Source organism: Acinetobacter sp. UBA2063, from assembly GCF_002333245.1.
Taxonomy (GTDB): Bacteria; Pseudomonadota; Gammaproteobacteria; order Pseudomonadales; family Moraxellaceae; genus Acinetobacter; species Acinetobacter parvus.
This window is the reverse complement of the sequence record NZ_DDAH01000126.1, coordinates 1-8,172: the sequence shown is the minus strand read 5'-3', so window position 1 is coordinate 8,172 and position 8,172 is coordinate 1. Positions and strand designations below refer to the sequence as shown.

Below are 8,172 nucleotides of genomic sequence, written 5' to 3'. Positions count from 1 at the left end.
CCTTCTATCTAATAAATATACCAATAAGTTTAATAATTAAATTATCCACCCTTTTTTCTATAAAAAACTATTTTGATCAACTGTATTTTTTCTTTAAAGGAATAACAGTGTAAATTACATTAAGAATGTGTCTCTAACTAGCCTTGGAGTCATCTAATCATTTCATTTTTATTTTTTTAAGCACATAAAATCATAACAACTTTAATAGTTTTAAAAGATTAATATTAAATAAAATTTTTGTCATCTCAGCATAGACTATATATTTCGAGAAGATCTCAAAATTACATTTTTGTCATTTTTAAAAATAATTAATTAATAGTGCTAAAATTTTTAAGAGAGACAGAGAATAACCAAAAATTTCATCAGTTTAGTAGTCAAATTCCTAGACTCTGTTCAGTACTAAAACATAGCTTTTACTTCCAAATTATTTAAAGGAAAAAATTATGATGAAATTCAAAAACATTTTTTTGGGCTTATGTATCGCAGCCGCGTCATTGAATACATTTGCACAGCAATCCGATGAACACAAAGATCACCACCCTGAAAAAACAGCACCATCTGCAGTAACAATTAAGCAAACAGTTACCAGCACCACTGCTACAGATAAAATGGCTGCAATGGATCAACACATGAAGGCGATGCAAGCCATGCATGAGAAGATGATGGCTGCAAAAACCCCACAAGAACGTCAGAAACTTATGGCTGAGCACATGAAACTCATGCAAGGAGGTATGAGTATGATGAAACAGATGGGCAGCCAAAGCATGAATGCAAATATGGCTGACCGTCAGCAGATGATGGAAAAACGTATGGACATGATGCAATCCATGATGCAGATGATGATGGACTGTATGCCTCCGTCAGCAACTAAATAGTTACCCATGAATTAGGGGAAAGCACCATGAATCACCAACACCAAGAAAATAATTCAGTACCTAACTTCTGGTCTACACGTTATGCCATCGGCCTATTCGTGATTGGTGGTGTGGCAGCCTATTTTCTCTTAACCGAGCATTTGGCCCATGTCGTTGGTGTTTTACCCTTTTTACTCCTTTTAGCATGCCCACTCATGCATATTTTTATGCATGGTGGTCATGGACATCACCATCATCAACAGAAAAATCCAGACACATCAGATAATAAAAAATCACGCGAACCAGGAGACCCCTCATGAATCATGCGGAATCAGCCTATGGTCTGTGGTGGCTCGTCATCATAAATTCGGCAATTTTCATTATGTTTGCCTTCAGTTTTTTTAAACCTTCCACTGCGCGCGATTGGCGTACATTTGGGGCCTTTTCGGCTTTTATCATTGCTCTATTTGTCGAAATGTATGGTTTTCCTTTAACCATTTACCTGTTATCTGGTTGGCTTCAAACTCGCTTCCCTCAACTTGACTTACTTTCTCATAATGCAGGTCACTTGTGGTCAACGCTATTAGGTGAAAAAGGTGATCCACATTTTGGCATTTTGCATATCGCCAGTTACGTTTTCTTGGGCTATGGATTTTACCTATTATCAACGTCATGGCACGTGCTGTACAACGCGCAACGTCAGCATTCTTTAGCGATCACAGGCCCTTATGCACGTATACGTCACCCACAATACGTGGCTTTTGTGATGATCTTGCTGGGTTTTTTATTGCAATGGCCAACTTTACTGACACTGATTATGTTTCCAATCCTACTCTTAATGTACAGCCGCTTGGCAATTAAGGAAGAGGCTGAAATGAGTAAACAGTTTGGCGCTGTCTATGACAGCTATGCTCAACAGACTCCGAGATTTATTCCAAAATTCGGCCATAAAACCACTTTTCCATAAGAGAATTATTTATGTCAGATCAAAAAAATCATAACCAGGACCATATGGCACAGGCTACAACAGACGTACTGAAAGACCCAGTCTGTGGTATGACCGTCACTGAAGAATCGAAATACCATGAGGAATTTAAGGGGAAAACTTACTTTTTTTGCAGTGATAAATGTCAATCAAAGTTTCATAGCAGCCCGGTGCAATATATCGCTAAACCCGCAACGACGACTGCCGATGCACATACACAGCATCATCAGACTGTTCAACACGTTAATGCGGCAAGCACAACAGGTACGACCATCTATACATGCCCAATGCATCCAGAAATCAGGCAAGATCATCCTGGAAACTGTCCTAAATGCGGAATGACACTGGAGCCACTCATTCCTGAATTAGAGGAAGATGAGAATCCGGAGTTACGTGATTTCCGCCGACGCTTCTGGTGGACACTGCCATTGACCATCATCGTGACTTTTTTGGCGATGTTTGGTCATCAACTGAACCTGTTCGACATGGCGGTTCAGAGCTGGATTGAACTGGTGTTGTCACTCCCGATTGTACTGTGGGCAGGTTGGCCATTTTTTTCCCGTGGTTGGCAATCGGTTGTGAATCGCAGCCCGAACATGTGGACGCTGATTGGTTTGGGCACTGGAGCTGCATTTATTTATAGTGTGGTCGCAACCATTGCACCGCAAATCTTCCCAGACTCATTTATTTCCATGGGTCGTGTCGCTGTTTACTTTGAAGCTTCAGCGGTCATCATTTCATTGACCCTACTGGGACAAATATTGGAGTTAAAAGCACGTTCGCAAACTTCTGCTGCAATTAAGTCACTCCTTGGGCTCGCTCCTAAAACAGCTCGCCGAATCCTGCCTGATGGAACTGAAGAAGATGTTCCTCTAACGCATGTCCATGTAGGAGATTTACTCAGAATTCGCCCAGGTGAAAAAGTGCCTGTGGATGGTGTAATCACTGAAGGAAGTAGTTCAGTGGATGAATCGATGCTGACAGGTGAACCTTTACCTATCACTAAACGTATCGGCGATAAAGTCATTGGAGCTACCCTGAATACCAATGGTTCATTGATCATGCGTTCAGAGAAAATTGGTTCAAGTACCATGTTATCCCAGATCGTACAGATGGTGGCGCAAGCTCAACGATCGAGAGCACCAATGCAACGTATGGCTGATCAGGTAGCAGGTTGGTTCGTCATGGCTGTAGTGACCATTGCCTTGCTTACCTTCTTTGGATGGGGACTATTCGGCCCAGAAGAGTCGAGCTGGGTTTATGCATTAATCAATGCTGTGGCAGTACTCATTATTGCCTGTCCTTGTGCACTAGGCTTGGCAACTCCAATGTCTATCATGGTTGCAACGGGTCAAGGTGCTACTCATGGTGTGTTGTTCCGCGATGCAGCAGCCATTGAGAATCTGCGCAAGATTGACACACTAATCATCGATAAAACAGGTACGTTGACCGAAGGACGCCCTGTATTCGATCGTGTGGTTGCCGCATCAGGTTTCGATGAATCTGAAGTATTACGTTTAGCCGCCAGTCTTGATCAAGGCAGTGAACACCCGCTAGCCGAAGCGATTGTAAATGCAGCACACGAACGTGGCCTGTCTCTTGAAACACCAGATAATTTTGAATCAGGCTCAGGGATTGGTGTTCGAGGTCAAGTGGGCGATCGTCAGTTAGCTTTGGGCAACACAGCACTGATGGAGCAATTAGGTATCTCGGTACAATCTCTGATTCCGCAAGCCGAAGAGCTGCGTTCAGAAGGTGCAAGTGTGATGCATCTAGCCATCAATGGTGAATTGGCCGGCCTGCTTGCAGTATCCGATCCCATCAAAAAAAGTACCCCAGAAGCACTTGCCACCCTGAAGGAAGCGGGTCTACGTATCGTGATGGCAACAGGAGATGGTCTCACCACTGCCCGTTCAGTCGCAGCACGTCTAGGCATTGATGAGGTACATGGCGAAGTCAAACCCGCAGATAAACTAGAACTGGTCAGCAAATTGCAGAAGGAAGGTCGCATCGTGGCTATGGCTGGTGATGGCATCAATGATGCACCAGCCTTGGCTAAAGCTGATGTCGGTATCGCTATGGGCACCGGGACTGATGTTGCAATGAATAGTGCCCAAGTTACGCTGATCAAGGGAGATTTACGAGGGATTGCTGTTGCCCGTTCACTTTCGGAAGCTACTGTCGGCAACATGAAACAGAACCTCATGTTTGCTTTCCTTTACAATGCTTTGGGTATCCCTATCGCGGCTGGCGTACTATATCCATTTACCGGTTGGTTGTTGTCACCGATGATTGCCGCCTTGGCTATGAGTTTGAGTTCAGCTTCAGTCATCACCAATGCCCTTCGCCTGCGAAATAAAAAGTTATGATAGAGAGTTCCTTTCTTCCACCAGATGTATCAGGGCTGGTTGCAGCACTCGCCATCGGCCTGCTCATTGGTTTAGAACGAGGATGGCACGATCGTGAATTGCCCGAGGGCAGCCGAGTAGCAGGTCTACGTACCTTCACATTGACAGGATTGCTCGGAGGAGTGCTCGGTCATTTACAACCAAACTTCGGAGCTTGGCCGCTAGTTGCGGCCGTATTAGGGCTTTCCTTATTACTAACAGTGTCCTATGCTCGTACCGCAAAAATTTCCGGTAATTTAAGCGCTACCACGACGATCGCGATGCTGTTGACATTAGTTCTAGGTGCATATGCATCCCATGGTAATGTTACTTTAGCATTAACAGCGGCTGTCATCGTGGCTGTATTTTTGGATCTCAAGCCAACCTTACATGGTTGGTTACGCTTGATCGAACATCGTGAATTAACCGCATCTCTACAGTTACTGGTACTTTCTGTCGTTATATTACCTTACTTACCCAATACGGGTCTGGGACCTTTTGCTGCATTAAATCCTTACCAGTTATGGTGGGCAGTGATCCTGATTGCCGGACTCTCTCTGGCAGGTCATTTTGCCATGCGGCTTACCGGTTCAGAAAGAGGCATATTCTGGACAGGTCTATTGGGTGGTTTGGCATCTTCTACAGCTGCAACTGTTGCACTGGCACGCTATACACGCCAGCACCCCGTCATGGTCAGTGCTGCTATTTCTGGAACATTGGCTGCCTGTGGCATCATGTTTTTTCGTATGGTTGTGCTGATAGGCGTCATTGAGCCAGCATTGCTAAGCACTTTTGGTGGTGCAATGATGATTGCGGGAATCCTTCTGCTGGGTATGGCATTGTGGAGACAACGCCAAATTACCAGCGCTGAAAACAACGATCGAACAATAGAAGCAATGGCTCCTTTTGATCTTGGGACAGCATTCAGCTTCGCTGCTTTCCTGGCTGTCATGGCAGTCTTGGTCCCGGCAGCAAAACAATGGTTGGGCACCAGCGGCATCTTCGTATTATCGACTATTTCTGGGCTAGCAGACGTAGATGCTATTTTAGTCTCACTTGCCCGCCTGCATAGTACTGAAGGCTTAACAACAAATGTGGCTGCTGTCGCGCTAGGGCTGGCCACACTGAGCAACATGTTAAGCAAAGCGACAATTGCATGGATGACAGGGGGGCACAGTTTGGCCGAGCTATCATATTTGGCTACACAATTGCCATGATAGGTGCTGGCGTAGCTCTGGCTCTCAGTTTGAGCTTTATGTAAGGTCAACTCGGGTAAATGGAAGAGGTTCAAAAAATGAGTTAAAATGATTCCCCTTGCATGGATTCACTTTGAAAAACAATGGTAAAAATGATTCGACCATTGAGGGATTCAGCCTGGATGGTCGCCCCAAGCATATCAAGAATAGATTTTGTTATCGCGAGCCCTAAGCCGGTTCCTTCTTCTGTTCTTTGTCTAGATGCATCTGTTCGATAAAATCGATCAAATAACCTGGATAGTTGTTCAGGAGAGATTTCAGGGCCTTCATTTTCAATTGAAAATATTGTGTTATCTAAATTCTGTTGAAGTTTTATGCGTATTGTAGAATTCTTATTTCCATATTTAACTGCATTAGATAATAGATTGCTGAGTGCTCGACGTAACATAGCAGGATCACCTTTGACATTTCCAGATCCTGTTTGTTGAAGCGTCATATTTTTTTCGGCAGCTAGCGCATCATAGAAATCAAATAAGGCTGTAACTTCTTTAACCAGGTCAATATTCTGTAAGTTCTGTAAATTTAAGTCATGTTCTGCTTTTGCCAAGAAAAGCATATCGGACACCATTCGAGCCAAACGTTCAAATTCTTCTAAATTAGAAAATAGTATTTCTTGATAAGTACCAATATCTCGGTTACGGGCGAGACATACTTGAGTTTGGGTCATTAAATTATTAATCGGTGTTCTAATTTCATGTGCTAAATCAGATGAAAAATCGGAAAGTTTTTCTAAAGCTGACTCTAGTCTGTCGAGCATATCATTGAAGGCAATTGCTAATGATTTTAGTTCTGTTGGTGTGTGCTCAACTTCTAAACGTTCTGAAAGATGTTGGGCAGAAATGCCTTCTGCGACCTTAGCCATTTTTTGCACGGGTCTTAAACCTCTCCAGGTTGCAAACCAGCCTAAAAACATTAAACAAATCGTACCGGCTAAACCAATGTAAAAAAGTTGACGCTTAAAATCATTTAAAAAATGTAGATGTTCAGATGTATCGATCCCCACAATAATGCGTACAGATTGTATTTCAGTATTTTTGTTTATATCCGTGTTGTAGATCATGCCACGATAGGTCTTATTCTTAATTTTCCATTTAATCCAAGGGTTATTTGCTGACTTGATTAACTGTTGAGTATTAATGATTGAAGGTGTTGAACTAAATAAAATCTGACCTGCCGGTCGTTCTATTTGGACCATAAGATCATGGTGTCCAACTAAAGCATCTTTCAAATATAGATCAAGTTCTGGAGAATTTTTAGGATGCTGTTGGAGAAGATTCTGAATCAGCTGGATTTTACCTTCTAATTGGGTACGATCTTGCGTTTCAAAATGATGCATCACTAATTTATGGATGAAAAACCCCATCATAATGAGAATGCATATAGTCGATAATGAGAAAATAATACCAATACGAAAACTGATAGATTTGAATAATTTATTATTCATCTTCTACCTCTAATACATACCCCATTCCTCGAATATTCTGAATTAACTTAGGGGTAAAATTACTATCTACTTTATTTCTTAATCGTTTAATAGCGACTTCAACTACATTTGTATCACTATCAAAGTTCATATCCCAAATTTGAGATGCAATAAGTGCTCTTGGTAGAATTTCACCTCTTCTACGCATAAAAAGCTCCATAAGAGCAAATTCTTTAGCCGTTAAATCAATGCGTTGACCTGCTCGTGTTACCCGACGTTTTCTCAAATCAAGTTCTAAATCAGCAATCTTAATAATATTATTATCTTCTCTTTGTTGCCCTCGTCTAAGGAGCGTTTTTATTCGAGCTAGAAGCTCTGCAAAAGCAAAAGGCTTTACTAAATAATCATCAGCGCCTAACTCTAAACCTTTTACTCGATCTTCGATTTGATCTCGGGCGGTAAGAAAAAGAATGGGCATTGTTTTGCCACTTTTACGAATATCATTAATAATATTCCAACCATCCAGTCCGGGTAACATGACGTCTAAGATAATTAAGTCGTATTCTTCAGAAAGAGCTTGATGTTTACCCGTTAACCCATCTGTAACCCAGTCCGTAATATAGCCAGCTTCGGATAAACCTTGCTTGAGATAATCACCAGTTTTTTGTTCATCTTCAACTAATAGTATTCTCATTTCCGAATCCTAAGTCATTCATTAAAACTATAATAACGTTATAAAACATCTGATCGAGATAGATTACAAAAATGTCATTTTCAAGTCACTTAGATGTTCAATGCTTCACTTTATTGTAGTAGCAAGAAATTAACTTTTAGAGAAACTTATGAAAACTGTAGTGCGTCGTAGTCTAACAATTTTAATGTGTGCTGGAACTTTAATTGCTGGTACTCAATCTTGGGCAAAAGATGTATCAACCTCAAGTGCCACTAAAACGGTAAAAGCACAGGAACCTTGTACAAAACCTTGTAAAATGGAAAAAGATGACAAGACTCAGCAAGATCATAGTCAACATCAGTCTCCTAACTCATCTGACATGTCAAAAATGGATCATTCTATGATGAATATGGACCATTCTAAAATGGATCATTCAAAGATGAATATGCCTGGTAGCAATAAATAATTTTATAAATAGCGAGAAAGAAGTATTAAAGTTTATACTAAATATTTGCTTTATTACTTCAATCTTGACCTTTCTAAAGGTGAGATAGAATGTCAAAAAATCTAAAGGTGAGATAGAATGTCAAAAAA

7 protein-coding genes and 1 pseudogene are annotated in these 8,172 nt (G+C 41.5%); 6 read left to right on the top strand and 2 right to left on the bottom strand.

What is annotated here, in order from left to right; genetic code table 11:
• The first annotated feature begins 443 nt into the window (after positions 1–443).
• From B4H32_RS05655 to B4H32_RS05635, 5 genes and pseudogenes are all read left to right on the top strand, one after another.
• Positions 444–875: a hypothetical protein gene (locus B4H32_RS05655; protein WP_004695737.1), complete on the top strand. Its 432-nt coding sequence runs from the start codon at positions 444–446 to the stop codon at positions 873–875.
• A gap of 26 nt (positions 876–901) precedes the next feature.
• The gene (locus B4H32_RS05650; protein ID WP_183176039.1) at positions 902–1,174 is read left to right on the top strand and encodes a DUF2933 domain-containing protein; all 273 of its coding nucleotides are present in this window, start codon (positions 902–904) and stop codon (positions 1,172–1,174) included.
• The gene (locus tag B4H32_RS05645) at positions 1,171–1,821 is read left to right on the top strand and encodes a methyltransferase family protein (protein WP_286800849.1); all 651 of its coding nucleotides are present in this window, start codon (positions 1,171–1,173) and stop codon (positions 1,819–1,821) included. The genes B4H32_RS05650 and B4H32_RS05645 overlap by 4 nt, the downstream gene beginning before the upstream one ends.
• Positions 1,822–1,832: 11 nt before the next feature.
• Positions 1,833–4,208: a heavy metal translocating P-type ATPase gene (locus B4H32_RS05640; RefSeq protein WP_286800847.1), complete on the top strand. Its 2,376-nt coding sequence runs from the start codon at positions 1,833–1,835 to the stop codon at positions 4,206–4,208.
• Positions 4,205–5,487, top strand: a pseudogene (locus B4H32_RS05635) (MgtC/SapB family protein). Before B4H32_RS05640 ends, B4H32_RS05635 begins: the two are co-directional and overlap by 4 nt.
• Before the next feature lie 38 nt (positions 5,488–5,525).
• On the opposite strand, the gene B4H32_RS05630 reads toward B4H32_RS05635, so the two are convergent.
• Complete coding sequence (locus tag B4H32_RS05630; RefSeq protein WP_286800843.1) at positions 5,526–6,926, bottom strand: heavy metal sensor histidine kinase; 1,401 nt, start codon at positions 6,924–6,926, stop codon at positions 5,526–5,528.
• On the bottom strand, positions 6,919–7,599 hold the full coding sequence (locus B4H32_RS05625; protein ID WP_004763976.1) for a heavy metal response regulator transcription factor: 681 nt from the start codon (positions 7,597–7,599) through the stop codon (positions 6,919–6,921). Before B4H32_RS05625 ends, B4H32_RS05630 begins: the two co-directional genes overlap by 8 nt.
• Before the next feature lie 148 nt (positions 7,600–7,747).
• Between B4H32_RS05625 and B4H32_RS05620 the strand changes: the two genes are divergently transcribed.
• Entirely contained in the window at positions 7,748–8,044 is a 297-nt protein-coding gene (locus B4H32_RS05620) for a hypothetical protein (RefSeq protein ID WP_005006338.1), read from the top strand.
• The last annotated feature ends 128 nt before the right edge of the window (positions 8,045–8,172 follow it).